The sequence below is a fragment of the Variovorax glacialis genome (genome assembly GCF_051216375.1).
Taxonomy (GTDB): domain Bacteria; phylum Pseudomonadota; class Gammaproteobacteria; order Burkholderiales; family Burkholderiaceae_C; genus Variovorax.
In genome coordinates, this window is sequence record NZ_JBPJZT010000005.1 from 410,813 (window position 1) to 433,525 (window position 22,713).

Sequence of the window (22,713 nt, forward strand, 5' to 3'; positions counted from 1 at the left end):
GGTCATGGAAGATCTCTCCCCTCGTCCCCTGGCGATCATCAAGCTGGGCGAAACCTTCGATGCGCTGCGCGAAAGGCGTGGCGACTTCGAGCACTGGATGGCGGCCGGTCTCGGTGACACGCGCTTGCCGGTCGTGGTGCTCGATCCGCGGCGCGGCGACACGCTGCCGTCGCCCGCCGAAATCTCGGGCGCCATCATCAGCGGCTCGCACGCGATGGTGTCGCATCGCGAACCGTGGAGTGAAAGCACGGGAACCTGGCTTGCGCAACTGGTCGCCAGTGGCACACCGGTGCTTGGCATCTGCTTCGGCCACCAGCTGTTGGCGGATGCCCTCGGCGGCGAGGCCGGAGATCATCCGGGCGGCATGGAGATCGGCACGGTGCAGGTCGAACTCACGCCCGAAGCCGCCGACGATCCGTTGATGCACGATCTGCCGTCGCGCTTCGATGCACATGTGGTTCACCGCCAGAGCGCGCTGCGGCTTCCGGAAGGCGCCATACGGTTGGCGGGCAACGACTTCGAACGCACGCAAGCGTTTCGCATCGGCGAGAACGCATGGGGCGTTCAGTTCCATCCGGAGTTCGACGTGGACATCATGCGCGGGTATGTGGATCACCTTGCGGAGCCGCTGCGTGCGGAGGGCGTCGATCCGAATGCGTTGCGAGAACGCGTGACTGGCACTGCGAATGCCGGTAGTTTGCTTGGGCGCTTTGCGCTTATCGCAGAGGCGCACGATGCCAGCGGACGCAGCGGCGTTTTTTTGAGTCTCGCTGTTGGCGATGGAGAGAGCGCCCGGTAGGCGGTGCGCGGAAAAAGGGCCGCGCGTGTCTGAGCGAAGCGAGTTTGCGCGGACCCCGCGTACCGTGAGCAGCGCAGGGAAGCCGCGAAGCGGCCGGTGACGTCGGCCGGCACAGGGCACACCGCCCGACGACGCCCCCCCGGACCCGAACTACCAAATATCAGGCAACAGCCACCCCAGAAGACGCTGCTCCAGCGATCTGCCGCAATGCGCGCTCAAAGACCTCCACAGGCTGCCCCCCAGAAATCAGGTGCTGGTTATTGATGATGATCGCCGGCACCGAATGAATCCCGGCATCCGTATAAAGCCGCTCCCGCTGACGCGTCTCGACCGCGAACTCGTCGCTATCGAGAATGGCCCGCGCTCTCTCCGTATCGAGACCAGCTTCACCCGCAAGCCGCACGAGCACATCCGGGTCCGAAGGATTCTCGCCGTCGGTATGGCAAGCCTTGAGCAACGCCTTCTTCAACGCGACCTGCTTCGCCACGTCTTCAAGCTCGGCCCAATGAAGCAGCCGGTGCGCATCGAAGGTGTTGTACACGCGGGAACGACCTTCACGCCTGAACTCGAACCCGACGGCCGCACCGCGCGCACGGATCGCTTCGCGCGCCTGCGCCTGCTGCTCACGCGTGGAACCGTACTTCTGGTTGAGATGCTCGAAGGCATCCTGGCCCTCGGACGGCATCTGCGGATTCAACTCGAAAGGCTGAAAGCGCAGTTCGGCGGTCACGTCTGGCGCGACGTTCCTGAGGGCGGCTTCGAGCGCGCCCAGGCCGACGGCACACCAGGGGCAGGACACGTCGGATACGAAATCGATATGGAGGTGGGTAGACATGGCACGGATGATGAGGCCGACCGCGCAAGTTTCAACCGCCCCGCCGTCGATCACCCCACAGGCTTTGCGCCATCCTGGCTGACCAGTTCGCGCCCGAACTGCGCCACCAGGCCGCGCAGCCAGCGATGCGCGGGCGAGTGATGCGCGCGGTCATGCCAAAGCTGGTAGAAGCGCATCCGCGGAAAGCCTTCTGGCGCCTTCAGCAGCGCCAATGGCAGCAGCTGCGCGTGATATTCGGCGAAATGACGCGCGGTCGTGAAGATCAGTTGCGTGCTGGCCGCGATCGACGGTGCGAGGCCGAAATAAGGCACCTGCACGCGCGCATCGCGCGCCAGGCGACGCTCACCCAGGTAAGTCTCGACAACCCCGCGCTGCGCCATCGCGTAGGGCACCGGCACCACATGGCCGGCGGCCAGATAGTCGTCCTCGCCGACCTGCGTGGCTCCCTTCGCCAGCGGATGGTCGCGGGCCATCAGGCAGACCAGCTCATCTTCCAGCAGCAGCGAGATGTGCAGGTGCTCGGGCGGCGCAGGCCAGTTGCCAATCACGAGGTCGAGTTCGTCGTCACCGAGCGCGCGCTCGAAATCGAAAGTCGGGCCGAGCGCGCGAAGCTCGATGCGGCAGTGCGGCGCCTCGACGCCGACGTGCTGCGCAAGCCGCGCGATCCACGACGGCGCGATGTAGTCGGGTGAAGCGATCCTGAAGCGCTGCTCGGCATGCGCTGGGACGAACTCGTCGGGCTCGATCAGCAGCGCCTCCAGTTCGGCCAACGCCCGTCGTGCCTGGCTCGCCAGGCCCGCTGCGCGGGCGGTCGGCACCATCGCCGTGCCATCGCGCACCAACAGGGCGTCCCCGAAGATCTCGCGAAGCCGCTTCAGCGAGCCGCTCACCGCAGGCTGCGTCTGCCGCAGGCGGGCGGCGGCACGCGACACGCTGCGCTCTTCCACCACCGTGGCGAGCACGCGCAGCAGGTGACCGTCGAGCAGATCGACGCCGCGTTGCATGGTGTTTTCCCCTAGTCCCCGTCTATCGATATGTCCGATGCAGTCTATAGCGAATCACATGCCGCGCCGGTATCGACAGGTCGGGGTGTCGGCTGGCCCAATCCCCAGACCCCTTCGATGACCCTCATTGACCCGCCAAGGAGATTGTTCATGGCCACCCTGGAAGTCCCGCAACACGCAGCGCCCACCGCGCCGCCCAGCGCGCTCGACGCGGCATACAGCCGCATCACCTGGCGCATCATTCCCTTCATCTTCGCGCTCTGGGTCCTGGCCTGGGTCGACCGTGTCAACGTCGGCTTCGTCAAGCTCACCATGCTCGACGAACTAGGCTGGAGCGAAGCGGTGTACGGGCTCGGCGCCGGCATCTTCTTCCTTGGCTACTTCTTCTTCGAAGTGCCGTCGAACCTGCTGCTGCAGAAGATCGGCGCCCGCAAGACCATCATGCGCATCACCATCGGCTGGGGCATCGTCTGCGTCGCGACCATGTTCGTGAAGACGCCGGCGATGTTCTATTTCCTGCGCTTCCTCATGGGCGTGTTCGAAGCCGGCTTCTATCCCGGGATCATCCTGTACCTGACCTACTGGTACCCGAGCGAAAGGCGCGCCAAGGCCTTCGGCATCTTCATGTCGGCTTCCGCCATCGCAGGCGTCCTGGGCGGCCCGATGGCCGGCACCATCATGAACAACCTGCACGGCATGAACGGCTGGTCGGGCTGGCAGTGGGTTTTCCTGATCGAAGGCATCCCGTCGGTGCTGGCAGGCTTTGTGACCTGGTTCTACCTGACGGACCGCCCCGAGGAGGCCAAGTGGCTCACGGCCGAACAGCGCCGCCTGGTGCACGAGGACATGGCGCGCGACAGCAAGGCGCTCGGCCATCGCGAAGAGAGCCTGATCGCATCGCTCAAGGACCGCCGCATGTGGCTGCTGATCCTGATCTTCTTCTGCATCATCGCGGCCAACTCGTCGCTGACCTTCTTCGGCCCGTCGGTGGTCAAGGAAGTGGGCTTCAGCAATCCCGCGACCGTGGGCTGGATCATGGCCTTCTCGTACCTCTGCGGCGCGGTCGGCATGGTCTACAACGGCCTGCACTCCGATCGCCACCAGGAGAGCCGCCTGCACTGCGCCTTCGCGGCGGCCCTGGGTGCTGTCGGGCTCGCGCTCACGGCGCTCTTCATGAAGCAAAGCCCGATGCTCGCGCTGGCAGCGCAGACGCTCGCCATCGTCGGCACGATGAGCGCGATCCCGGTGTTCTGGCAACTGCCGGGCCGCTTCCTCGCCGGTGCCGCGGCCGCGGGCGGCGTGGCGCTGATCAACTCCATCGCCAATCTCGCCGGCTTCGGCGCACCGTCCATGCTGGGTGCCATCAAGGCCTCGACCGGACTGTTGTCACCTGGCCTGTTCATCGTGGCTGCGGTCGAAATCTGCGCCGCCATCCTCATCATCGCGTTCGTGCCACGCTTCGCGAAGAAGGCGGTGGCCCAATGAGCGCGGTCCTTGCAGTCGAAGCGCCAGCATTGACGCTCGCCGATATCAACCAGGTCGACCGCGTGCGCTTCGTCGCCGCGCTCGGCGGTGTGTTCGAACATTCGCCCTGGGTGGCGACCAATGCGTGGGCCGAGCGCCCGTTCGCGAGCATCGACCACCTGCACCGCGCGATGATGGACGTGGTGCGCGCAACGTCCCGCGAGGTGCGCATCGACTTCCTGCGCATGCACCCGGAGCTGGCGGGCAAGGAAGCCCAGGCCGGCACCATGACCGGGCATTCGACGACCGAGCAGGCCGGCCTCAATGCGCTCAGCCGCGAGCAGTTGCAGACGCTGCGAACGCTCAACGCCGCGTATGCGAACAAACATGGCTTTCCCTTCGTGATTGCCGTGCTCGCCAACACCCGCGCGCAGATCTTCGAGGCCCTTCGCACACGCACCGCGAGGGATACCGACACCGAACTCGAAGCCGCGCTGGACCAGATCGCGATCATCACGCGGCTGCGGCTTGGCCGGCTGCTCGCGTCGACGGCCGTGTAGCCACGCGGCACAACGAAAAGAGTGACTGGAGACAAGACAGCATGGACACCCCGACCCTCACTCGCCGCGCCTTTTTGCCGGCGGGCCTCGCACTCGGCAGCCTTGCGGCAGGCGCTGCCGCCGCGCAGAACGCGCCGGCCGGCCTCACCACGGCGCCGGTCTCGCAACTCGACCTGAGCCCGCGCCTCACGATGCATGCGATCGACACGCACAACGGCAGCCCCGGCGCCGGCATGAGGGTGCAGCTCTCGCGGCACGACGGCGACGACTATCGCGTCCTGCGCCGCTTCGAAACCAACCGCGGCGGACGTACCGACGAGCCGCTGCTGGTCGACCAAAGCTACCAGCCCGGGCGCTACGAACTGCTGCTGCAGGTCGAGGACTATTTCGCGGCGCGCGGCACCTCGCTGCCGAAGCCGAACTTCCTCGCCCAGGTGCCGGTGCGCTTCCTGATCGCCGACCCCAAGGAGCGGATCCATCTCGCGATCCTGTTCACGCCCTGGGGTTACTCGTACTACAGAGGTAGCTAGGTCCACCCCCAGCCTCGCCCACTTCGTGTGGCTCTGCACCCCCTCGAGGGGGCGCACCCCTGCGGACCGGCGGAGCCGGTTCAGCGGGTGCCTGCCGATGGGGCTGATACCGCGGCGCTCATTTCATCGAACATAGGAGACACGACATGGCTGGCATTTCTACCCATGTACTCAACAGCGGCACGGGTCGGCCCGGCGCTGGCATGCGCATCGACTTCTCGGTGCGTGACGGCGACGGCTGGAAGCTGGTCAAGAGCGTCACCACCAATGCCGACGGGCGCACCGACCAGCCGGTGCTGGCACCTGATGCGGCGCGTGTCGGGCAGTACGAACTGCTCTTTCATGTGGGCGACTTCTTCCGGCGGCAGACGGGCGGGAACGACACGCCCTTTCTCGACACGGTGCCGGTGCGCTTCGCGATCTACGACACGCAGCAGCACTACCACGTGCCGATGCTGTGCACGCCGTGGAGTTGCTCGACTTATCGCGGCAGCTGAACGCCGCCGCTGCGCATCAGAGGCTGCGCCAGAAGTCGACGAGCAGTTGCGTGAATTCCACCGGGCGTTCGACCGCGCTCAGGTGGGCGGCTTCGATGGTGACCAGGCGCGAGCCGGGAATGGCGGCCACCATCGCCTCGGACATCGCGGGTGGCGTCGCCTCGTCGAGCGTGCCGGCGATCACCAGCGTGGGGACGGCAATACGGTGGTTGCTCTCGCGGAAGTCGATGGCGGCGACGGCGTCGCAGCTGGCGATGTAGCCGGCTGCGTCGGTGCCTACCAGGGTGTCCTGCAGCGTCCGGGCGGCGGCGGCGCCTTCCGGCGTGGAGACGTAGGCGGGCGTGAGCCAGCGCGCGACGGCGCCAGGCGCGATCGCCGCAACGCCTTGGGCCTGCACGGCCTCCACGCGTGCGCGCCAGGGCGCGGCATCGGGATAGTGCGGCGACGAGTTGGCGATGACCACGCTCCTGAGCAGCTTCGGATGCTTGGGCGCCAGCGCTTGCGCCGTCATGCCGCCCATCGAGAGACCGACGAAATGCACCGGCTCGCCTTGCGCCTCGCGCTCGATCACTTCGACCGCATCGTCGGCCAGTGTCTGCAGCGTCAACGGGCCGCGGACGACTTCGGAGGCGCCATGGTTGCGGTGGTCGTAGCGCACCACGGTGTGGGCGCGTGCCAGCAAGGCGGCGACGCCGTCCCACATGTGGAGGTCGCAGCCCAGCGCGTGGCTCAGCACGACGATCGGGCCATTGCCCTCGCGGACGACATTCAAACGGGTCATGGTGTTTCCTTTCGTGGATGAGGGATCGGCAGGCGCGGCAGCCAGACATAGGCGATCAGCACCAGCGTAAGCCCGGCCAGCGCCATCGGCACCACCATCGGCCAGGCGCCGTTGCTGAACTGGGGATTGACGAAACTCGCGGCGATCTGCCCGACGACGAACGCGACCGCCATCATCGCAAAGCCCGACCACGATACCGCGCGGCCGGCCAGGTGCGGCAATTCGCCGACGGCCCCCGCCTGCCCGCAGGGTTGATGGATGCCGTGGCCAATGCAGTAGATCGCGTGGCCCAGCAGCAGCGGCCACGCCGACAACGGCAGTAGCCAGCAGCCCAGCGCCTGCACGAGCGGACCGGCAATGCTAAGCAGCGAGCCCATCTGCACCGCGCGCACCGCGCCATGACGCGTGAGCAGGCGGCGGCACATCGTCGTGCTGAAGATGTAGACGAGCGAGCCACCCGCCGGAATCCAGCCGTACCAGGCAGGCGAAAGCCCGAGGTAGCTGATGTAGACCATCGGCGACAGCAGCAGGAAGCAGAACAGGCCGCCGTAGGTCGCGGCAGCGAGCGAGGCCCATGCGCGAAAGCTCTGGCTGGCGAAGACTTCGCGCACGCTGCCCTTTGCCGCGGAAGGATCGGACGCCTTGATCCGGGTTTCGGTGAACCCGCGAAAACACAACGCCCACAGCACCAGCGCATAGACCGCCATCCCGCCGAGCACCCAGCGCCAGCCCGTCGCCTGCACCGCATAGGCGCCCAGCACCGGCGCGATGAGCGCCACCACGCCGAGGCCGGTCAGGCCGCGCGCCATGACGTGCGGCCCTTCGTGCGCCGGGTAGAGATCACGAACTGCCGCGCGCGCACAGACAAGGATGGCCGCCATCGAAAAGCCTTGCAGGGCCCGGCAGCTCACCAGCATGGGAATGCCCGGCGACACCGCGCAGCCCAGCGCCGCGATCGTGTAGCACGCAAGGCCGGTGAGGAGCACCGGACGGCGGCCGAAACGGTCGGACAGCGGCCCGCATGGCAACTGCCCGAAACCGAAAGCCAGGACGAAGACGGTGAGGCTGGCGCTGGCGGACCCGAGGTCCCGTGCGATCGCCGGCAGTGCCGGGAGATAACTGTCGGTCGCCACCGGTTGCGCCGCGAGCAGCAACGGCAACAGCAATGCGAAGGAGATGCCGCTGCGCGCGGCAGCCCCGGTCACTTGGGTGCGTCCGCGAGCAGGCCCTTTTCGCGCAAGATGCCGGTCGCGATGCCGAACGCGTGGTTGGCCACCGGCACGCCGCAGTAGATCGCGGCCATCATGATCACTTCCTTGATGTCGTCCGGCGTGAGTCTCGATTCGGGCGGGCCGTCGAGCGCTGCGCGCACGTGCATCGCGAACTCTTCGTAGGCGTGGATGCCGAGCATCATCGAGAGCACCATGTAACGGCGCGTCTTGTCGCCCAGTGCGGGGCGCCCCCAGATGTCGTTCCAGGCGTGGCGCGTGATGAGTTCCTGGAACTCGCTGTTGAAGTCGTTGCGGTTCGCGAGCGACCGGTCGACCCAGGCGTCGCCGAGGACCCGACGGCGGTTGACGAGACCCGATTCGTAGTCGGGCGCGGGGGTATCGGGGGAAGTCATCGTACGGTGTCCGGTGTGTCGAGTTGAGCCTGCAATGCCAGGGCCTGCGCCAGCGCGGTCGCTCCGGCCACCTCGGCCAGCGCCGGGTCGAACCATTCGTCGGCGGCATCGCGCGGCAATTCCGCGCGCAGGCGGTCGATATTGGAACGCATCCGTGTGACGTCCACCTGCAATCCAGGCAATGCCCCCGCGAGCGCCCGCGCGCTGCCGTGTGCGGACATCAGCAGTTGCGGCCACTCGGCCAGTTCGGCCTGCCAGGCACCCAGTGCGCGCTCGTGCTCCTGCGGCATCGCGGCCAGGAGCGCCGCCACGCGCTGGGGCGCGCGATGCGCCGCGGCGAGCGCGACCATCGACGCCACCGGATTGCGCTTGTGCGGCATCGCCGACGAGCCGCCACGCCCCGGTTCGCTGGGCTCGGCGAGTTCGCCGACTTCGTACTGACCCATCAGTGCGATGTCCTTCGCGATCTTGCCCAGGCTGCCGACCATCAGGCCGAATTCGCAGCCGAGCGCGATCCATTCGTCGCGTTGCGTGTGCCATGTCGCGCCGGGGTCGCCCAGGCCCAGCGACTGGGCCATGTGACGGCGGACTTCAGGCCCCTGCCCTTTCATTTGCGCCAGGGTGCCGACGGCGCCGCCGAGTTGCACGTTGAGCGCGTGTCGGGCTGCTTCGCCGATGCGCGCATTGCTGCGCACGAGCGGCGCCGCCCAGCCCACGCACTTGAGCCCGAAACTGGTGACCGACGCCGGCTGCATCAGCGTGCGCGCCAGGATGGGCGTCGTGGCATGGCGTTGCGCATGCTGCAGCAATGCCTGCGCCGCCTTCGACAGATCCGCCTCGATCAGCGTGACGGCCTCGCGCGTGACGAGGGCCATCGCGGTATCGATCACGTCCTGGCTGGTGCTGCCGAAATGCACGTAGCGCACGGCCTCGGCGTTGAAGAGGCCGACGGCCTCCTTCAGTGCCTTGACAAGCGGGATCGCGACGCTGCCCGCCCGGCCGCTGTCGCGCACGATCTTGGCGACGTCGAACAACTCGACCTTGCAGCTTCCGACGATGGAATGGGCGGCCGATTCGGGGATCAGCCCGATCTGCGACTGCGCGCGCGCGAGCGCCGCCTCGAAGCGAAGCATGGCGTCGACGAAGTTGCGGTCGCTGAACGCGGCCAGTGTTTCGGACGTGGAGAGAAAGCCTTCGAAGATGCTCATGGGGGTAATCAGTAGGCGAGCGTGGCGACGGCGCGAAGCTCTTCCGGCGTGGCAGTGCCGTAGCCGAAGAATTCAAGGTACGCCGGGATCATCTCGAACAGCATGTCGGTGCCGACCTGCACCATGCAACCCTTGTCGCGCACGGCGCGCAGGAGCGGCGTGTATTCGCTCTTCATCACGACTTCGCCGACGAAGGTGGTCGGCGCGATGCGGGCGACGTCGAAAGGCATCGGGTCGTCCTCCTTCATGCCGAGCGGCGTGGCATTGACGATGACGTCGAAGCCGGCCGGATCGCTCGACCCGGTGGTGACCTTCAGCTTGGGATAGTGCGTGCGCAGCCGTCCCGCAAGCGCCTCCGACGATGCGGCGTGCGCATCGTAGAGCGCCATCTCGGCGACACCGGCCGCAGCCAGCGATGCCGCGATGGCCGAGCCCACGCCACCGCTGCCCGACACGAGCACGCGTGCGCCATCGAGCGGGCGCCCCTTGCGCAGCACGCCGCGCACGAAACCCGCGCCATCGAACTGGTCACCTAGCAAAGTGCCGTCGGGCCGTTTCAGGATCGCGTTGCATGCGCCGGCGATCTTCGCGGTGGGCGTGACTTCGTCGACCAGCGACATGGTCGTGATCTTGTGCGGCATGGTCACCAGCGCACCGCGGATGTTGGTGAGGCGGAACACCGAGGCCAGCACCCCGGCGTAGTCCTCGGCCTTGACGCCCATCGGCATCACGACCGCATCGATGCCCTGCTTGTCGAACCAGGGGTTGTAGATCATGGGAGCCTTGAAGCTCTCCGTGGGATAGCCCAGGTGGGCGATGAGGGTGGTCTTGCCGGAGATCATGATGTTCCTTCGTGGGCATACGCCGGCACACCGCCGGTCACATGCGATTCGCTGATCCAGCGCGCGCTCTTCATGGCGCGCTGGCCGATGACCATGGGGTCGGAATTCACGTAGTCGTCGTTGAACACTTCGAAGGTGTAGCGGCCCCGATACCCCTTGTCCTCCAGCAACTGCACCATGTCGCGCGCGTCGTGCAGTCCCTCGCCCGGAAACAGGCGCTGGTGGCGGGGGAGTTCGATCATGTCGGCCTGGCGATCGCTGTATTCGAAGAAGTAGTCGGCGAGCTGCACCAGGAAGATCTTCTCCACCGGCACCTCCGCCAGTTGCGCCAGCGTCTCCGGCGTGTCGTCACCGTGCACCGACATGTGGAAGAAGTCAAGGTTCAGGCCGACGTTCTCGCGGTCGCAGCGGCGCACGATGTCCCAGGCCTGGTGCCAGCGGTTCGTGTGGCGGCCCCAGGAGAGCGCCTCGTAGCAGATGCGGATGCCGAGCGGCGCGGCCAGGGTGGCGAGGGTGCGCAGGTCCTCGGCCGCACGGTCGGGGTCGTCGATGGCGAGCGGGGACGTCGTCGAGCAGCACAGCAGGAGGTCCGTGTCGACCAGCGCCATCTGCCGCAGCTGCTCGCGCGCCATTTCGAGGCGGTGCGGGCGCATGGCGTCGGGCGCGCATTCGAAATCACGCAGGGGCTGGAAATCGGTGACCTTCAGGCCGCTGGCCTTCACCAGTTGCGCAGCCTTCTCGACGCCCGCCGGGTGGTTGATGAGGTCGCGCGCCCACAACTCCACGCCCGCGAAACCGGCCGCCTTCATGCACTCGAGCTTGTGGCCGAGTTCTCCGCCCATGGTGACGGTGTTGAAGCCGAAGCGGTCGAGTGCAATGGCCATGGATCTCTCTGTCGTGAAGGGCGGTGTCAGGCGATGAATGCAAGGTGCGCGCGGCGCGGCACGTCGACGAGTTCGGGTTCGGGCTTGATTTCGAGCATCGTGGGACGGGTGTCGTCGAACGTAGGCCAATGCGGAAGGCCATCGACGTTGGGGTTGCCCGTCTTCGCGAACTGGCACCAGTAGGCCTGCATCAGCGCGGTCACGCGATCGTCTTCCTGGCACCAGTCCCGCGTGAGTTCGCGGGTGGTGCCGAAGACGTAGGGGTACTCGGAACTGTGAAACACCCCGAGTTCCGTCGCAGGATCGGCTTCGCGATAGGCCTGGCCGGGTTTGAAGGGTTGCATGTGCGCGAAGTAATAGAGGTAGGTGGGCGCGACGGGCGCCTGCGCACGCGCAGCGGCATGCACACCGCCTGCGAAGAGTTCATCGCCGAACAGCGCCCTGCTCGACTTCACGGCTTCCGCGTCGCTGCCTGCCGGATAGAGCGCTTCGGCTGCCGTGGCCCGCTCGCCGAAGCGCGTGCGCAATTGCGCCCGGAAGGCCTCGGCATTGGAAGCAGCAGGAAAGGTGGTGCCTTCATCGCGGTTCCAGCCGGTCAGCAGCGGCACCGCCTGCTGCTCGCCCGCGGCAAAGATGTCGGCCAGCGGCTTGGGCAGGAACTTGCCATCGGCAATCGGCATGAACCGCGAGGACTGCGCAAGGTAGCGTTCGAGCACTGCGTCGGCGCTCAAGGCGCGCAGCGACGCGATCGTGCCCGCGCCCCCGGCGAAATGCACGCCACGCTCCTCCGCTTTGGCCAGACTCCCCGTGGGGCTGATGCCGAAGCTCTGCGCGATAGCGTGTTTGAAGAGGCCCTGCGCTTCGGGAGATGCCATCAGTGCGATGACACCGTGGGCTCCGGCGGACTGGCCGAAGACCGTCACTATCCCGGGATCGCCACCGAAGGCCGCGATGTTGCGCTGGACCCAGCGCAAGGCCGCTGCCATGTCCATCAGCCCGTAGTTGCCCGACGTGCCTCCCGCTTCCGCGCTCAATTCGGGATGCGCCAGGAAGCCGAAGGGACCGAGACGGTAGTTGATGGTGACCAGTACCACGCCCTGTTGCGGCAGGTCGCCGCGCACGAAGACCGGGTTGGCCGCGGATCCCTGCTGGAAAGCGCCGCCATGGATCCACACCATGACGGGCAGCGCTTCGCCCGGCGTCTTCGCCGGCGTCCACACGTTCAGGTAGAGACAGTCTTCGCTCATCGCCTGCGTGCCGGCGAACTCGGCGTAGACCGAGTCGGCCGCACGGCCCGGCTGCACGCATTGCGGCGCGAAGCGATCGGCCAGCCGGACACCCTCCCAGGCCACCACCGGTGCCGGCGCACGCCAGCGCAAGTCGCCGACCGGCGGCGCGGCAAACGGAACGCCGAGGTAGGCGCGCACGCCCGTCGCTGCATCGGACACGCCGGCCAGCAGGCCGCCGTCGACTCGCACCGTGTTGTCGGCAGAGTCTGCAGCCAACGTCTGGAGGGAATCGCGCTGCATCAGATCTTCGCCTTCGGGTTCTTGCCGAGTTCGTGCATCGGCACCTTGTAGGTCTCACGCGCCGTCGAGATGGAGATCGCGGCGATGACCGCGGAGATGGACGTCAGCGCGGCCACGGGCATCCAGCCGTTCGGGCCTTCGCCCATGATCGCCGCGCTGATGGTCGGCGCGAAGCCGCCGAGCGCGAAGCCGATCTGCGTACCGATGGCCATGCCGGAGAGACGCACGCGGGTGTCGAACATCTCGCCGTAGAGCGACGGCCAGATGGCGTTCGCCGCGCTGTAGACGATGCCGGAAGTCAGCAGGCCGAACACGAAGATCAGCGTGAGATCGCCCTTGCTGATGGCCCATAGCGTCGGCCAGATCAGCACCGCGCAGCCCAGCGCGCCGAAGATGAAGACCGGCTTGCGGCCGATGCGGTCGGACAGAATGGCCCACAGCGGGATCGCAGCCAACGCGACGACGTTGGAGCACACCAGCAGCGTGAGCATCGTGGCGCGCGGAATGTGCACCGTGTTCACGGCATAGGAGAGCACGAACAGGCCGAAGATCGTGCTCACGACCGACACCAGCGCGCCGAAGATCACGCGCAGCACGGCGGGCGTGTGGTCGCGGAACAGGACGGCCGCGGGCAGCTTGACCGTCTCGTTGGCATCCGACTCTTCCTTGAACGCCGGCGTCTCGGGCAACGTGCGCCGAACCCAGAAGCCGACCGCCACGACGACCGCGCTCAGGAAGAACGGGACGCGCCAGCCCCAGGACAGCAACTGGTCCTCGGGCAACGCGGAAATCGGCAGGAACACGATCGTCGCCAGGATGAAGCCCATCTGCGTGCCGCTCAGCGTGAAGCTCGTGAAGAAGGCACGGCGATGGTCGGGCGCATGCTCCAGCGTCATCGAATTGGCGCCGGCCTGTTCGCCCGCGGCAGATAGTCCCTGCAGCAGGCGCAGGATCACCAGCAGGATCGGCGCGGCCATGCCGACCTGGTTGTAGGTGGGCAAGGCACCGATGAGAAAGGTCGAGATGCCCATCAGCAGCAGCGTGAAGGTCAGCACCTTCTTGCGGCCGAACTTGTCGCCGATATGGCCCATGAAGAAGGCGCCGATCGGCCGCGTGATGTAGCCCACGCCGAAGGTCGCGAAGGCCGCCACCGTGGCGAGCTTGGGGTCGACAGACGGAAAGAAGATCTTGCCGAACACCAGCGCGGCCGCGGTGCCGTAGATGAAGAAATCGTAGTACTCGACGGCACTCCCGATCCAGCTTGCGAAAGCGGCCTTCCTGGGTGTCTTGACGACCTCGGGTTCAAGCGACCGGGATGCGTCGGCGGGGCTCATCGTGATGGCCATGGTTCTTTGCCTCTCCTTGTAATGGCGAAAAGCGCTCTCAGGCCACACTGGCCGAGTGGTAGCGCAACGGGTGGTGAATTTCCTGGGCCATCGCGGCCGGGTAGATGAGTTCGCGCAGGAAGTCCGCGTCGTGGCGAACGCCATTCGCCGCGTCCTTGTGCCCGAAGAAATCGAGGTAGTGCGGCATCTGCTGGATCAGCATCTCGAAGCCGGCCTGCGCGTTGAGACCGCGCTCGCGCGCGGCGCGCACCAGCGGCGTGGGCTGGTTGCGCAACAGGATGTCGAACAGGGCGGCGTGCGCCTCCATGCGGGCGACGTCGACGGGGAGCGCGTCGTCGGGCGACAGGCCGAGCGAGGTCGCATTGACGACGAGGTCGTAGCCCGCCGGATCGTTGCTGTCGACGGCGACGGTGTTCGCATCGAAGAATGAATCGAGCTTGGCCGCTACGCCGGCGGCCTTGCCGGCCGCGGTGTCGTAGAAGGCGATGTGCTCGGCACCGTTGACCGTGCCGCCCTCGGCCAGCGCCACGCCGATCGCCGCTGCGCTGACACCGGCACCGAGGATCAACACGCGCTTGCCGCGGAATGGGATGTTGTAGCGGTCCAGTGCGCCGATCAGGCCCTCGCCGTCGAACAGGTCGCCTTCGAGTTCGCCGTTGTCGATGCGACGCACGACGTTGACCGATCCCGCCACGCGGCCGAACAGCCCGCAGCCGTCGAGCAGGTCGACCAGCAACGGCTTGTGCGGCGGCGCGATCGCCATGCCGCGCACGTTCCTGGCGAGGAACGCCGCCTTGACGAACACCGCCAGGTCACGGCGCGGCACCTGAACGGGCGCCATCACGGCGTCGATGCCGAAACGCTCGAACACCGCATTGAACATGCGCGGCAGGCGCACGTTCTTCACCGGGTCTCCGGGGAGGAGATAGAGGGCCGTGCTGCCGACGATGGGTGGGAACATGAATCGTGTCTCGCTTCTTCGGGATGTTCGACTATCGCGCGATTCGAAAGGAAGCGCCGCTAATGTAGTTGCCCATGCGCCGCGGTGGCTGCGAATCGGTTGACAAAAACTCGATTATCGACCAGCTATGATCGATAATCGGACGAATTGAGGGTATCCCCCAGATCTGCCGGAGCCGTCCCATGAGTACAGACCTGTCCCCTGCCCCGCCGGGCCTCGACAAGCGCGACTGGATCGCCGGGCTGGAGCGAGGCGTCTCGATCATCGAAGCCTTCGACGACGCGCACCCGCGCATGACCGCCAGCGAGGCAGGTCAGCGCACGGGGATGACCCGCACCGCGGCGCGGCGCTACCTGCTCACGCTGCAGCACATGGGTTATGTGGCGTGCGACGGCAAGCTCTTCTGGCTCACCCCGCGCGTGCTGCGGCTCGGCCAGTCCTATCTCGAATCCGCAGGGCTGCCGCGCATCGTGCAGCCCTTCCTCCAGCGCGTCGCGGCCGGCACGCACGAGATCGCCTACCTGAGCGTGATGGATGGCGATGAAGTGGTCTACATCGCGCGCAACGGCCCCAACCGCAGCATGAGCACCGGCTACGTGCTGGGAGCGCGCGTGCCAGCGCAGGTGACGGCATCGGGGATGCTGATGCTGGCGATGCGCAGCGACGAGGAACGCGTGGCCTGGCTGGAGACCCATGAACTGGCGGTGTTCACTTCGCACACCATCGCGAGCAAGGAGCGGATGAAGCTCGAACTCGCGCGCATCCGAGCCCAGGGCTGGGCGCTGTCGGAGCAGCAGCTGGACCTCAACTCGCGCGGCATCGCGGTGCCGCTGCGGGACCGTCATGGCGATCTGGTCGGGGCGCTGAACGTGACGATGCCGATGGGTCATGAAAGCAGCGAAGACGCGGTCGCCCGCGTCTTGCCGGTCTTGCGCGAAACCGCGCAGGCGATGCGGAGTCTGATCTGACCCCGCCCGCCTGCGCAGCGCCCTCTCAGGCAACGGCCTTGGCCAACCTCGCATCCGACAGGGTCTGCTCGCGCATCTGCTCGTAGTCCGCCTTGGGGACCGGCACCGCATTCGGATTGCCGAGGTCCTTCATGTGGATGCGGTACGTTTCGCGGGCGCTTAGCACGGCCAGCGCCGAGATGATCGTGATGCCGAAGGTGAGTGCGCCGATCGTCAGCGGGATGTTGGCCGCGCCGGGAGGCGCCACGGCGACGAAGAGTGCGGGCAGCAAGGCGGTGACGGCGGTGCCGAGGTTCTGCGAGATGGCCATGGCCGAGCAGCGCGAACGCGTCGGGAACAGTTCGGGATAGAAGCTCGGGAACACGGCGTTGTAGCCCTGGTAGACGATGCCCCACATGAGCAGCGACATGACGATCGCCATCGGCACGTTGTGGATGCTGATCGCATAGAGGTAGCCGAAGGACAGCAGCCCGGAGCCGAGCGCGCCGATGATGATGGGCGGCTTGCGGCCGATCTTGTCGGATAGGTTGCCGACGTAGGGGATGACGAGCACGGCCAGGATGTTGCCCAGCACCGGAATCCAGAGGTAGATGTCCTTCTCGAAGCCGATGCCGTAGGCGGGTTGCACCGCATAGGCTGCGCCGAAGACCGTCGCGACCACGGGGATGACATTCATCAGGGCCGCGCAGACCACGCGGAGCATGTCGCGCCAGCTGTTGGTGAGCGCCTCGACGATCGGCGCCTTCTGCACGACGCCCTCGCGGGCCTCTTCCGCGAAGGCGGGCGTCTCGTCGACCTCGCGACGAATGATGTAGCCCGCGACGATCACCACGAAGCTCAGCAGGAACGGAATGCGCCAGCCCCACGAGAGGAAGGCATCCTGCGGCATGTAGTGCGCGAGGGGCAGGAACACGGCGGCGGCCAGGATCTGCCCGGCCTGCACGCCCTGCAGGCTGAAGCTGGCGAAGAAGCCGCGACGGCCGAAAGGCGCGTGCTCGAGGATCATCGAGCTGGCGCCGGAGATTTCACCGGCGACGGCGAAGCCCTGGATGAGGCGCAACACGACGAGCAGGGCCGGTGCGAGCAGGCCGACTTGCGAGTACGTCGGCAGCAGGCCGACCGCGATGGTCGAGAAACCCATCAGGAACATGCAAACGATGAGTACGTGCTTGCGACCGCGCGTGTCACCCCAGTGCCCGAGCACGAAGGCGCCGATGGGCCTCGCGATGTAGCCGACGCCATAGGTGGCGAGCGACGCGATGATCGCGATGCTCGGATTGCCCGACGGAAAGAAGATCTGCGGAAAGATCAACGAAGCCGCGGTGGCGTAGATGAAGAAGTCGTAGTACTCCAGCGCCGAGCCGATCCAGCCGCTGGCGGCGGCCTTGCTGGACTGGTGTCGGCCTTTCGGCTCGTGATCCTTGGGGTTGCTCATTTGTCTCTCCGATAGGGGTGGGTTCGAATGGGTCTGCAAGAAATCGGGACGGAAATCAGTCGCCGTGCGATCACCGTTGACTGAGCCGCGACTGTGAGGCGAGCTCGACTTCCCGACAATGCTGCGCGACGGTCGTACGATCGATCATCGAACGCGTCTGTCCAGTATTCGTACGCAGTCAGGGTTTGTCCCGACCGTCGGCGGTCGGGCGGTCGCCGGTCAGGAGAAGATCGCCGTCGCGATGGCGGCGGCGCCCGACGCGATCAACGCCATGGCCCAGACCGCGTCGAGATCGATCCAGGCCGTGCGCAGGACCCGCAGGCCGAGAAAGCGATAGACGATCCAGGCAATACCCAGCCCCGAGCCGATCATCGCGACGCTGTGAACGAGGGACACGGTCACGGCGATGCCCACGCTTGAGCGCATCAAGGCCATCATGGACGAGTGGTCGAAGACCGGAAGGGCCGCGCCTTCCGTCGCGCCGGCCGACAGCGGCTCGCACAGTCCGAGGAGGATCGGCAACAGCATCAGCGCGGCGCCGTGCGCGGTCGCCATCAGGAAGGACCACAGCGCCAGTTGCGTCGGGCGGATGCGCCCCGCCCATCGATGGCGATGCGGCAGCACGAGCCGCGACACGCCGAACAGCATCACCAGCGCGCCGATGCCGATGCGGATCTCCTGCCCCCATTGCAGCATCCACGCGAGCATGGCGAACGGCACGAGCACGAGCGCCATCGCGAGCAGGTGGCCGACGCCCAGCGGCACCCACGTGGCCAGGACGGCGGCGTTGCGCTTTTCACCCAGCCCATTGGCGACCGCCAGCGGCCAGCCCATGGCCGGATTCAGGCCGTGGAAGACGCCGATCGCCACCACGCCCGCCCAGAGGGAGACCGTTGCGGCGGTGCTCATGCGCAACCCCGCATCGGCCCGTCTCAGGCCGACGGATAGCAGAAGGAATCGGTCGAGCAGTCGCCGCCCTGCAGACGGATCTGGTGCGCGCCGTATTCCGCGCCGAAATCGACGACGAACTTCGGGTCGAGTTCGATGCCGCCGTCCTTGCCGACGTTGCACATCACCTGCCGCCCCGGTATGCCGTCGGGATAGAACTGGGCGTCCCACTTGCTGTAGAGCGAGTTGGTGAAGTACACGCGCTTGCCGTCGCGGCTGATCTCGGTCATCTGCGGGCCGCCGCCGAAGGCCGACCCGTTCGGATGCGGCGTGTGCTTCGCGATGCCGCCGATGCGCACGCTGCCGGCCAGACGCGGATTCATCGGGTCCGACACGTCGTACTGGCGCAATTCACCGGTGCCCCAGCACGCCACGTAGAGGAATCGATCGTCCAGCGAGAGGTCGATGTCGCTGATCAGCGGCGGCACGGCGCCGAAGCCCTTGAGCAGGTCGGGCAACAAGGCCGCGTCGGCCGGCTCAGGCGAGACCACCGCGGTTTTCTTCGCGTGGAATTTGCCGCCCTCACGCCACCAGGTCCAGATTGAGGCCTCGAGGTTCGTGGTATCGATCGCCACGCCGACGAAGCCGTATTCGCGCGTCGGATCATGTGCGGGCCGGATCTCAAGCGCCATCTGGTGGTTGGCACCCAGGTCGATGGTCTGCACGTGACGACGCGCGCGCAGTTCCCAGAAGTGAAGCTGATGGCCGTAGCGATTGGCCAGCAGGTCTTCGGCCACGATGCCGTTCTCGATCTGCGGCGGCAGTGCCCATTCGCCGGACACCATGTAGTCGCGTGGCAGGTTCCACCAGAAGTCGTAATGGAGCTTCTGCGGCCCGCGGTCGATCTCCCACTTGCCGAGCACCTCGAAACTTTCGCAATCCATCAAAAACACGCCTGGCGGGCCGTCCGTTCCATCGGCGCCAGCACCGCCGACCGTGCTGATGTAGAGGCCTTCGGGTCCGCAGTGCACCGTGTGCGGACGCGAATAACCGGTTTTGCGGATCACTTCCTCGGGCTCGATCGTTCGCACGATCGTCGGGCGCGTCGGATCGGGTTGCGTGTCCACGACGTAGACGCGCGAAGAGCGTATGCCGGGGATGATCAGGTAGCGCCGTTTCAGGAAGGCATGACCCGACATCGGCGACAGCGCCGAACTGCAGGCGTTCCAGCCGAAGTGATGGAACTCGTCGCCCCGGTTCGGCATGTCCAGCCGATGCAGCACGGTGCCGTAGGTCCTGGAAGTCGGGTCGACGTCGACGACGGCCAATGCATCCGGCCGGGAGGCGTCGGGTGAGAGTAGCGCCGTATAGGCGATGCGCTCGGGCTCGGCTTCCATCGCGAGGCGCGGAGAGGGATGGAAAGTGGGGTCGGTTCGCAGCGATTCGAGCATGGCGGGCTCCTGCAGAAATGACGACGCGACGGCCAGCTCCCGACTTAGGCGCTGGCCCGGCAGCGCGCCAGTATGCGCGCGGCCGACGACGGACGGTAGCCCCTGAATGCATCACGGATGGCGCATCGATACCGTGATGACGCCGACGCTTCGCTCGGGCGGCCCCAAGGGCCCGAATACATACTTTCTTGCATTTTCCCGGGTTAACCCTCGACGCCTTCGCCGGGCTCGCTCCTACCATTTATTCAACTTGAATTAATTAATGGCGCCGCGGTCCAGCCGGGGTGGCAAGGAGACAAATCAGTGAAATCCGCGGGTCCCGGTCGTGGCACGAATTCGGTCAACCTCCGCCTCTACAACGAGCGGACGCTGCTGCAGCGTCTGCGTCGTGCGGGCGAGGCATCGAAGGCGGATCTGGCGCGCTGGGCCCAGTTGACGAACACGGCCGTCGGCAGCATCGTGCAGTCGCTGGAGGAATCGCGGCTGATCGAAGCCGCAGGCCGCCGCCAGGAAGGCCAGCGTGGCCAGCCCGCGGGGCTCTACCGCATCAATCCCGAGGGCGCCTACGGCATCGGCGTCCGCCTCGACCGCACCAGCATCGAAACCGTGCTGATCGACCTCGGCGGCAAGATCCTGGCACGCGAGGCGCACGACCTGCTGCTGCCCCACCCCGACGAGGCGCTCAAGCTGGTTCGAAAGGACGTCGGCCGGATGATGACCGTGCTCGCCCCGGCGCAACGCCGCCGGCTCATGGGCGTCGGCCTGGCGCAGCCCTACAACCTCGGCAGCTGGCTGCGTGAACTCGACCTCAAGGCGGACTTCCGCGTCTGGGACGAAGTCGACTTCGACACCTTGCTGTCGCAGGCCGTGGAACAGCCGGTCTTCAAGGAAAACGACGGCAACGCCGCAGCGATCGCCGAGACCTTCTTCGGCGTCGGCCGCGAGGAGAACGACTTCCTCTACGTCTTCATCGGCGCGGCCCTCGGCGCCGGCGCGGTGATCGGCGGCGAGAGCCTGCGCGGCAGCAGCGGCAATGCAGCCGACCTCGGGCTGATGCCTGTACCGCCCAGCCGCCTGGCATCGGCGCCGGTGCCCGACCGGCCCTGGGACATCCTTCTCTCGCGCGCGTCGCTCAACTCGCTCGCGCGCCATCTGCGGCATCACGGCATCGCGATCAAGGGCCACGCCGACCTCGAGGCCTGCGTCAAATCCGGTCGCGTCGAAGTGCTCGAATGGCTCGACGACTGCGTCGACGCGCTGGTGCCCTCCCTTCGCGCGTCGCTTGCCGTGCTGGACCTGCCCGCCGTGGTGATCGACTGCGACATCGACAACGGCATCGTCGGCGACCTGATGAAGCGCATCGACTCCGGCCTACGCCTGATCGCGCCCGAAGCCCGGCAGACCCCTCGCATCCTTCGTGGCACCTTCCGCGCCGATGCCGGCGCGATCGGGGCGGCAAGCCTGCCCATGTTCTTCAATTTCTCGCCGCGCGCCGACGTGCTGCGCGGCCGCCCACACCCCGCCAACAAGGAGACGGCCAATGCCTGAATCCCCCGCCGCGCTGCTAGAGCTGCGCAAGATCTCGAAAACCTTTCCGGGCGTCAAGGCGCTGCAGGATGTCCGGCTCAGCGCCCGCGCCGGCCACGTGCACGCACTGATGGGCGAGAACGGCGCCGGCAAGTCGACGCTGATGAAAGTCCTGTCGGGTGCCTACATGCCCGACCCCGGCGCCGAGATCCTGATCGACGGCAAGCCGGTGCACATCGATGGCCCTCTTGCGGCCAAGAACCTGGGCGTGTCGGTGATCTACCAGGAGCTCAGCCTGGCGCCCAACCTGACCGTGGCCGAGAACATCTACATGGGCCGGCCCCTGCGCCGCGGCGGCTTGGTCGACCGCGCCGGCATGTCGAACGCCTGCGAAGCCACCCTGCAGCGGCTCGGCGCGGACTTCGTCGCCGCGACACGCGTGGCGACGCTCTCGATCGCACAGCGGCAACTCGTGGAAATCGCCCGCGCGGTGCATTTCGATTGCCGCATCCTGGTGATGGACGAACCCACCACGCCACTCTCGACGCACGAGACCGACCGCCTGTTCGTGCTCATCCGCCGCCTGCGCGACGAAGGCCTCGCGATCCTCTACATCAGCCACCGCATGGACGAGATCGACGAGCTCGCCGACGAGGTCACCGTGCTGCGCGACGGCACCTACGTCGGCACGCTGAACCGCGCCGAACTGTCGCGCGACAAGCTCGTCAAGATGATGGTGGGCCGCGACCTGTCGGGCTTCTACCGCAAGGAGCATCACGGCCAGCACACCGGCGCCAAGGCGCTGACGGTGCGCGGGCTCAGCGATGGGCGGCGCGTGCACGGCTGCAGCTTCGAGCTGCATTCGGGCGAAGTGCTCGGGCTGGCCGGACTGGTCGGTGCCGGCCGCACCGAGCTGGCCCGGCTGATCTTTGGCGCCGACCCGCGCACCGGCGGCGACGTATCGCTGAACGGCGCGGGCGCGGTGCTGAACATCACCAAGCCCATCGACGCGATCCGCTCCGGCATCCTCTATCTCACCGAGGATCGCAAGGGACAAGGCCTGTTCCTCGACCTTTCGGTGCGCGACAACATCAACGTGATGGTGTGCCCCCGCGATGCGAACGCAGGCGGCGTGATGGACGGCAAGCGGGCGGCACAGCGGGCGCGCGACGCGATCGCCCAGCTGTCGATCCGCGTGGCCTCGGCCCGCGTCAATGTCGGTTCGCTCTCGGGCGGCAACCAGCAGAAGGTGCTGCTCGCCCGCCTGCTCGAACTCGCCCCGCGCGTGCTCATCCTCGATGAGCCGACACGCGGCGTCGACATCGGCGCCAAGAGCGAGATCTATCGCCTCATCGACGAACTCGCACGGCGCGGCGTCGCGGTGCTCGTGATTTCCAGCGAACTGGCTGAAGTGGTCGGCATCTGCGACCGCGTGATCGTGATGCGCGAAGGCCACCTCGTCGGCGAGGTCGGCGGCGACAGCGGACAGGCCATCACCCAGGAAAACATCGTCGCGCTCGCCACCGGCGCGGTTCCCACCCACACCCCGACGCTGCACTGAGACGGCCCACAGGAGACAT

General features: G+C 66.8%; 22 protein-coding genes. 8 read left to right on the forward strand and 14 right to left on the reverse strand.

What is annotated here, in order from left to right:
• Window positions 1-4 precede the first annotated feature (4 nt).
• Window positions 5-799 (forward strand): glutamine amidotransferase, encoded by a 795-nt coding sequence (locus ACSFBL_RS16565; protein WP_435516868.1) that lies wholly within the window; start codon window positions 5-7, stop codon window positions 797-799.
• Window positions 800-959: 160 nt separating this feature from the next.
• Here the strand turns inward: ACSFBL_RS16565 and ACSFBL_RS16570 are convergent, their stop codons facing one another.
• Both ACSFBL_RS16570 and ACSFBL_RS16575 read right to left on the reverse strand, forming a co-directional pair.
• Window positions 960-1,634 carry a DsbA family oxidoreductase gene (locus ACSFBL_RS16570; RefSeq protein WP_435516869.1) on the reverse strand — a complete coding sequence of 225 codons (675 nt, stop codon included), beginning with the start codon at window positions 1,632-1,634 and terminating at the stop codon, window positions 960-962.
• 50 nt (window positions 1,635-1,684) lie between these two features.
• Window positions 1,685-2,638: a LysR family transcriptional regulator gene (locus ACSFBL_RS16575; RefSeq protein ID WP_435516870.1), complete on the reverse strand. Its 954-nt coding sequence runs from the start codon at window positions 2,636-2,638 to the stop codon at window positions 1,685-1,687.
• A 150-nt stretch (window positions 2,639-2,788) separates the two neighbouring features.
• Between ACSFBL_RS16575 and ACSFBL_RS16580 the strand changes: the two genes are divergently transcribed.
• From ACSFBL_RS16580 to uraH (ACSFBL_RS16595), 4 genes are all read left to right on the forward strand, one after another.
• Entirely contained in the window at window positions 2,789-4,123 is a 1,335-nt protein-coding gene (locus ACSFBL_RS16580) for an MFS transporter (RefSeq protein WP_435516871.1), read from the forward strand.
• Window positions 4,120-4,662 carry a 2-oxo-4-hydroxy-4-carboxy-5-ureidoimidazoline decarboxylase gene (uraD, locus tag ACSFBL_RS16585; RefSeq protein WP_435516872.1) on the forward strand — a complete coding sequence of 181 codons (543 nt, stop codon included), beginning with the start codon at window positions 4,120-4,122 and terminating at the stop codon, window positions 4,660-4,662. Before ACSFBL_RS16580 ends, uraD begins: the two co-directional genes overlap by 4 nt.
• Window positions 4,663-4,703: 41 nt before the next feature.
• A complete protein-coding gene (gene uraH, locus ACSFBL_RS16590) occupies window positions 4,704-5,192 on the forward strand; it encodes a hydroxyisourate hydrolase (protein ID WP_435516873.1) in 489 nt (162 codons plus the stop codon).
• Between the two features lie 146 nt (window positions 5,193-5,338).
• Window positions 5,339-5,689 carry a hydroxyisourate hydrolase gene (uraH, locus tag ACSFBL_RS16595; RefSeq protein WP_435516874.1) on the forward strand — a complete coding sequence of 117 codons (351 nt, stop codon included), beginning with the start codon at window positions 5,339-5,341 and terminating at the stop codon, window positions 5,687-5,689.
• Window positions 5,690-5,705: 16 nt separating this feature from the next.
• On the opposite strand, the gene ACSFBL_RS16600 is transcribed toward uraH (ACSFBL_RS16595), so the two are convergent.
• Genes ACSFBL_RS16600 through ACSFBL_RS16640 form a run of 9 tightly spaced genes read right to left on the reverse strand, consistent with a single transcriptional unit; the run spans window position 5,706 to window position 14,864 of the window.
• A complete protein-coding gene (locus ACSFBL_RS16600; protein ID WP_435516875.1) occupies window positions 5,706-6,470 on the reverse strand; it encodes an alpha/beta fold hydrolase in 765 nt (254 codons plus the stop codon).
• Complete coding sequence (locus ACSFBL_RS16605; RefSeq protein WP_435516876.1) at window positions 6,467-7,675, reverse strand: multidrug effflux MFS transporter; 1,209 nt, start codon at window positions 7,673-7,675, stop codon at window positions 6,467-6,469. Before ACSFBL_RS16605 ends, ACSFBL_RS16600 begins: the two co-directional genes overlap by 4 nt.
• Window positions 7,672-8,094: a carboxymuconolactone decarboxylase family protein gene (locus ACSFBL_RS16610; protein WP_435516877.1), complete on the reverse strand. Its 423-nt coding sequence runs from the start codon at window positions 8,092-8,094 to the stop codon at window positions 7,672-7,674. The genes ACSFBL_RS16605 and ACSFBL_RS16610 overlap by 4 nt, the downstream gene beginning before the upstream one ends.
• A complete protein-coding gene (gene pcaB / locus ACSFBL_RS16615) occupies window positions 8,091-9,302 on the reverse strand; it encodes a 3-carboxy-cis,cis-muconate cycloisomerase (protein WP_435516878.1) in 1,212 nt (403 codons plus the stop codon). The genes ACSFBL_RS16610 and pcaB overlap by 4 nt, the downstream gene beginning before the upstream one ends.
• Window positions 9,303-9,310: 8 nt before the next feature.
• Window positions 9,311-10,144, reverse strand: a complete 834-nt coding sequence (locus tag ACSFBL_RS16620; RefSeq protein ID WP_435516879.1) for a shikimate dehydrogenase family protein — start codon at window positions 10,142-10,144, stop codon at window positions 9,311-9,313.
• Window positions 10,141-11,028 (reverse strand): sugar phosphate isomerase/epimerase family protein, encoded by an 888-nt coding sequence (locus tag ACSFBL_RS16625; protein WP_435516880.1) that lies wholly within the window; start codon window positions 11,026-11,028, stop codon window positions 10,141-10,143. The genes ACSFBL_RS16620 and ACSFBL_RS16625 overlap by 4 nt, the downstream gene beginning before the upstream one ends.
• 26 nt (window positions 11,029-11,054) lie before the next feature.
• The gene (locus ACSFBL_RS16630; RefSeq protein WP_435516881.1) at window positions 11,055-12,557 is read right to left on the reverse strand and encodes a carboxylesterase/lipase family protein; all 1,503 of its coding nucleotides are present in this window, start codon (window positions 12,555-12,557) and stop codon (window positions 11,055-11,057) included.
• Entirely contained in the window at window positions 12,557-13,903 is a 1,347-nt protein-coding gene (locus ACSFBL_RS16635; protein ID WP_435516882.1) for an MFS transporter, read from the reverse strand. The genes ACSFBL_RS16630 and ACSFBL_RS16635 overlap by 1 nt, the downstream gene beginning before the upstream one ends.
• A gap of 37 nt (window positions 13,904-13,940) precedes the next feature.
• A complete protein-coding gene (locus ACSFBL_RS16640; RefSeq protein WP_435516883.1) occupies window positions 13,941-14,864 on the reverse strand; it encodes a shikimate dehydrogenase family protein in 924 nt (307 codons plus the stop codon).
• Window positions 14,865-15,046: 182 nt separating this feature from the next.
• Between ACSFBL_RS16640 and ACSFBL_RS16645 the strand changes: the two genes are divergently transcribed.
• Window positions 15,047-15,832, forward strand: coding sequence for an IclR family transcriptional regulator domain-containing protein (locus tag ACSFBL_RS16645; RefSeq protein ID WP_435516884.1), 786 nt, complete (start codon window positions 15,047-15,049; stop codon window positions 15,830-15,832).
• 25 nt (window positions 15,833-15,857) lie between these two features.
• Here the strand turns inward: ACSFBL_RS16645 and ACSFBL_RS16650 are convergent, their stop codons facing one another.
• The 3 genes from ACSFBL_RS16650 to ACSFBL_RS16660 form a co-directional block, all read right to left on the reverse strand.
• Window positions 15,858-17,267 (reverse strand): MFS transporter, encoded by a 1,410-nt coding sequence (locus tag ACSFBL_RS16650; protein ID WP_435516885.1) that lies wholly within the window; start codon window positions 17,265-17,267, stop codon window positions 15,858-15,860.
• 219 nt (window positions 17,268-17,486) lie between these two features.
• On the reverse strand, window positions 17,487-18,176 hold the full coding sequence (locus tag ACSFBL_RS16655; protein WP_435516886.1) for a hypothetical protein: 690 nt from the start codon (window positions 18,174-18,176) through the stop codon (window positions 17,487-17,489).
• Between the two features lie 23 nt (window positions 18,177-18,199).
• Window positions 18,200-19,606, reverse strand: coding sequence for a selenium-binding protein SBP56-related protein (locus ACSFBL_RS16660; RefSeq protein ID WP_435516887.1), 1,407 nt, complete (start codon window positions 19,604-19,606; stop codon window positions 18,200-18,202).
• A gap of 303 nt (window positions 19,607-19,909) precedes the next feature.
• On the opposite strand from ACSFBL_RS16660, the gene ACSFBL_RS16665 reads away from it, so the two are divergent.
• Window positions 19,910-21,154: an ROK family protein gene (locus ACSFBL_RS16665; protein ID WP_435516888.1), complete on the forward strand. Its 1,245-nt coding sequence runs from the start codon at window positions 19,910-19,912 to the stop codon at window positions 21,152-21,154.
• Window positions 21,147-22,694 carry a sugar ABC transporter ATP-binding protein gene (locus ACSFBL_RS16670; RefSeq protein WP_435516889.1) on the forward strand — a complete coding sequence of 516 codons (1,548 nt, stop codon included), beginning with the start codon at window positions 21,147-21,149 and terminating at the stop codon, window positions 22,692-22,694. The genes ACSFBL_RS16665 and ACSFBL_RS16670 overlap by 8 nt, the downstream gene beginning before the upstream one ends.
• Window positions 22,695-22,713: the final 19 nt, after the last annotated feature.

Coding starts and splice junctions, on each gene's coding strand:
- ACSFBL_RS16565 (WP_435516868.1), top strand. CDS start 5: ATGGAAGATCTCTCCCCTCGTCCCCTGGCGATCATCAAGCTGGGCGAA.
- ACSFBL_RS16570 (WP_435516869.1), bottom strand. CDS start 1,634: ATGTCTACCCACCTCCATATCGATTTCGTATCCGACGTGTCCTGCCCC.
- ACSFBL_RS16575 (WP_435516870.1), bottom strand. CDS start 2,638: ATGCAACGCGGCGTCGATCTGCTCGACGGTCACCTGCTGCGCGTGCTC.
- ACSFBL_RS16580 (WP_435516871.1), top strand. CDS start 2,789: ATGGCCACCCTGGAAGTCCCGCAACACGCAGCGCCCACCGCGCCGCCC.
- uraD (WP_435516872.1), top strand. CDS start 4,120: ATGAGCGCGGTCCTTGCAGTCGAAGCGCCAGCATTGACGCTCGCCGAT.
- uraH (WP_435516873.1), top strand. CDS start 4,704: ATGGACACCCCGACCCTCACTCGCCGCGCCTTTTTGCCGGCGGGCCTC.
- uraH (WP_435516874.1), top strand. CDS start 5,339: ATGGCTGGCATTTCTACCCATGTACTCAACAGCGGCACGGGTCGGCCC.
- ACSFBL_RS16600 (WP_435516875.1), bottom strand. CDS start 6,470: ATGACCCGTTTGAATGTCGTCCGCGAGGGCAATGGCCCGATCGTCGTG.
- ACSFBL_RS16610 (WP_435516877.1), bottom strand. CDS start 8,094: ATGACTTCCCCCGATACCCCCGCGCCCGACTACGAATCGGGTCTCGTC.
- pcaB (WP_435516878.1), bottom strand. CDS start 9,302: ATGAGCATCTTCGAAGGCTTTCTCTCCACGTCCGAAACACTGGCCGCG.
- ACSFBL_RS16620 (WP_435516879.1), bottom strand. CDS start 10,144: ATGATCTCCGGCAAGACCACCCTCATCGCCCACCTGGGCTATCCCACG.
- ACSFBL_RS16625 (WP_435516880.1), bottom strand. CDS start 11,028: ATGGCCATTGCACTCGACCGCTTCGGCTTCAACACCGTCACCATGGGC.
- ACSFBL_RS16630 (WP_435516881.1), bottom strand. CDS start 12,557: ATGCAGCGCGATTCCCTCCAGACGTTGGCTGCAGACTCTGCCGACAAC.
- ACSFBL_RS16635 (WP_435516882.1), bottom strand. CDS start 13,903: ATGGCCATCACGATGAGCCCCGCCGACGCATCCCGGTCGCTTGAACCC.
- ACSFBL_RS16640 (WP_435516883.1), bottom strand. CDS start 14,864: ATGTTCCCACCCATCGTCGGCAGCACGGCCCTCTATCTCCTCCCCGGA.
- ACSFBL_RS16645 (WP_435516884.1), top strand. CDS start 15,047: ATGAGTACAGACCTGTCCCCTGCCCCGCCGGGCCTCGACAAGCGCGAC.
- ACSFBL_RS16650 (WP_435516885.1), bottom strand. CDS start 17,267: ATGAGCAACCCCAAGGATCACGAGCCGAAAGGCCGACACCAGTCCAGC.
- ACSFBL_RS16655 (WP_435516886.1), bottom strand. CDS start 18,176: ATGAGCACCGCCGCAACGGTCTCCCTCTGGGCGGGCGTGGTGGCGATC.
- ACSFBL_RS16660 (WP_435516887.1), bottom strand. CDS start 19,606: ATGCTCGAATCGCTGCGAACCGACCCCACTTTCCATCCCTCTCCGCGC.
- ACSFBL_RS16670 (WP_435516889.1), top strand. CDS start 21,147: ATGCCTGAATCCCCCGCCGCGCTGCTAGAGCTGCGCAAGATCTCGAAA.